The sequence below is a fragment of the Virgibacillus alimentarius genome, assembly GCF_000709085.1.
In the GTDB taxonomy this organism is placed as follows: Bacteria; Bacillota; Bacilli; order Bacillales; family Amphibacillaceae; genus Virgibacillus_B; species Virgibacillus_B alimentarius.
Genome location: NZ_JFBD01000134.1, coordinates 1 through 3036 on the forward strand (window position 1 = coordinate 1; position 3036 = coordinate 3036).

Annotated in this window: 3 protein-coding genes; all 3 read right to left on the reverse strand. The window is 37.3% G+C overall.

The window, feature by feature from the left end; genetic code table 11:
- Positions 1–853 (reverse strand): recombinase RecA (gene recA / locus GZ63_RS0115945; protein ID WP_038221314.1); only part of this gene is annotated, 853 nt, incomplete at its 3' end.
- 176 nt (positions 854–1029) lie between these two features.
- Positions 1030–2277 carry a competence/damage-inducible protein A gene (locus tag GZ63_RS0115950; protein WP_029271273.1) on the reverse strand — a complete coding sequence of 416 codons (1248 nt, stop codon included), beginning with the start codon at positions 2275–2277 and terminating at the stop codon, positions 1030–1032.
- Complete coding sequence (gene pgsA, locus GZ63_RS0115955; protein WP_029271275.1) at positions 2274–2852, reverse strand: CDP-diacylglycerol--glycerol-3-phosphate 3-phosphatidyltransferase; 579 nt, start codon at positions 2850–2852, stop codon at positions 2274–2276. The genes GZ63_RS0115950 and pgsA overlap by 4 nt, the downstream gene beginning before the upstream one ends.
- Positions 2853–3036 lie beyond the last annotated feature (184 nt).

The following is a 3036-nucleotide window of genomic DNA, read 5'->3' on the forward strand; positions in this document are numbered from 1 at the left end:
TTTTTTTAATGATGTCTAATCCAGAAGCCATATCGAGTATTTCTCCTTCCTTTGAAATACCCTCTCCATACATAATATCCACTTCTGCTTGCTTAAATGGTGGTGCCACCTTATTTTTAACTACTTTTATTCTCGCTTTATTCCCTACCATATCGTTTCCTTGCTTCAGAGTTTCTGCACGTCGGACTTCTAATCGAACAGAAGAGTAAAATTTAAGCGCACGCCCACCTGGAGTTGTCTCAGGATTCCCAAACATAACTCCTACTTTTTCTCTGATTTGGTTGATGAAAACAGCCATTGTTTTCGATTTATTAATGACACCAGATAGTTTCCTTAGAGCTTGAGACATCAGACGTGCTTGCAAACCTACATGTGAATCTCCCATCTCTCCTTCAATCTCTGCTTTAGGAACTAATGCAGCAACTGAATCAACAACAATAATATCGACTGCACCACTTCGTACAAGGGCTTCAGCAATTTCTAATGCCTGTTCACCCGTATCAGGCTGCGATAACAATAGTTCTTCAATATTAACGCCTAGTGCCCGTGCATAATTTGGATCAAGAGCGTGCTCAGCATCAATAAATGCTGCTTGACCGCCTTGTCGCTGCGCTTCTGCAATCGCATGCAGTGCTACTGTCGTTTTACCAGATGATTCTGGTCCATATATTTCAACAACACGTCCTCTGGGATAGCCACCAATTCCAAGTGCTACATCTAATGCCAGGGATCCACTTGGAATTGTTGCAATTCTTTTTTCCGCTTGTTCACCTAATTTCATGATGGACCCTTTGCCAAATTGTTTCTCTATTTGTTTCAAAGCCATATCTAAAGCTTGTTTTCTATCACTCAACGAAACTACCTCCTTTAATTGACTATCTACTATGATACCTTGTTTTTTTCTATTTGCCAAGAATAAAACGAATAAATGTTCCTGTTTTTTTAGAACATTTGGCCATCAAAAATGAAATATATGTGAATCTTTCTACCTAAAAATTCATTTTTAAAACTTTTCTCGCTTTAAAATTGTTATTTTAGAAATTCAAATATTAATTCAAATCCCTTTAAGGTTGCTCTTTTTCGTATCGTATTTCGACCACCTTGAAATGACATCTTCTCCACTCTTTGATCTCCGTCTTCTGTACAAATAGCAATATAAACAGTTCCAGCATCGTGACCCTCAACAGGTTCAGGCCCAGCCACCCCAGTAAAACTAATTCCAATATGTGCATCTAATTTTTTACATATATTTTGAGCCATTTCCACTGCACATTCCTCGCTAACAGTACCTTTGCTTTTTATTGTTTCGGAAGAAACACCAAGTAAATTCTTTTTAACATTGGTATCATAGCAAACAATTCCTCCAAGACATACTTGTGAGGCACCTTCTATTGAGATTAGCTTTTCTGTAAACATGCCTCCTGTTAAACTCTCTGCAGCTGCGATTCGTTTTTTTTGAGCTTTTAGCAAAGAAAAAACTTTCGATTCTATGCTTTCCTCATCGATGCCATAGAAATAAGTACCGACTCTTGAAAGAATTTGCTCTTTGATTCGCTGCAATAAAAGATTTGCTTTCTCTTTTGATCTTTCTTTAGCAGTAAGGCGAATAATCACTCCATTATTTTGAGCCAAAGGAGCAATCGTTGGATTTGTCTGTGCTTGGATAATATCACTTAATTCATGCTCTAGCCTAGATTCACCGATACCTATAAAACGTAATACCATCGATTTAATAATCATTTCTTCACCGGTCAACTTTTTTAAATAGGGTATTACATGATCCTTTGTCATTTGTTTCATTTCTCGAGGAACCCCAGGTAAAAAAATCCATGATTTATTTTGATGCGAAACAATCATTCCCGGAGCCATTCCTGCATTATTTTGAAGGACTTGGGCTCCTTGAAAAACACGTGCTTGCCTGCGGTTATTAGGAGTCATTTCAGTACCTTGTTTTTCATAAAACTTCTCGATTTTTTTCATTGAAGGCGTGTGTTCTTCCATATCAAGTTCACTAATACGTTGAAACGCTTCACGTGTCATATCATCTTCCGTCGGACCTAGTCCACCCGTTACGATAATAACGTCTGAGCGTTGGTGAGCTTGGCTGAATATCTCTTCTACACGCATTAAATTGTCGCCAACTACAGCGTGAGAATAAACGTTAATACCGTATAATGATAATTGCTCAGATAACCACTGGGCATTTGTATTTGCAATTTGCCCAAGCAATAATTCTGTACCCACTGCGATAATTTCTGTTTTTAATTGTTTACTCATTTTGTATCCCTCATTACATGCCAATTTTTAGCAAAATAATCATATCCTGATAAGACTGTAAAGAATAAAGCTATATATAAAAGAATTGTATCAAACGGAAATGCTAAATAAGAGAAGGGAAAATTATGAAGTAACAGTGCTGCAATTGCAACAATTTGTGTCACAGTTTTCAGTTTTCCAAGTTTACTTGCTGCAAGCACAATTCCTTCACCTGCTGCCACGAGCCGAAGTCCTGTCACTGCAAATTCTCTACTGATAATAATAATAACAACCCAAGCTGGTGCTAATCCTAATTCAACTAGTAAAATTAAGGCAGCAGAAACAAGTAGTTTATCTGCAAGCGGATCTAAAAATTTCCCTAAATTTGTCACAAGATTATACTTGCGGGCATAATAACCATCTACCCAGTCAGTAGAAGATGCAAAGATAAACAGCAGGCCAGATGCAAAATGGGATATCGGAAGGTCGGCATTTCCAATATTCCATTGCCCCCATTCAAATGGGATGCTAAGCAGTAAAATAAAAATCGGAATTAAAAATATGCGTGATAATGTAATCTTATTAGGTATATTCATGTCTTTTCCTCCTAATTAAGGGCTGTCTTAATAGCACAGGGTCAGACCCCTCAAAAGGAAGTCAGACCCTTATAATACAGCACTCTATTCAGTTTTTTTGTTTAAATTAACCCAAATTTTTTGGTGTACGTATTCTTCCGGATCTACTGGGTATTCTAACTTTGTCCCATTTATTTCAATCGTT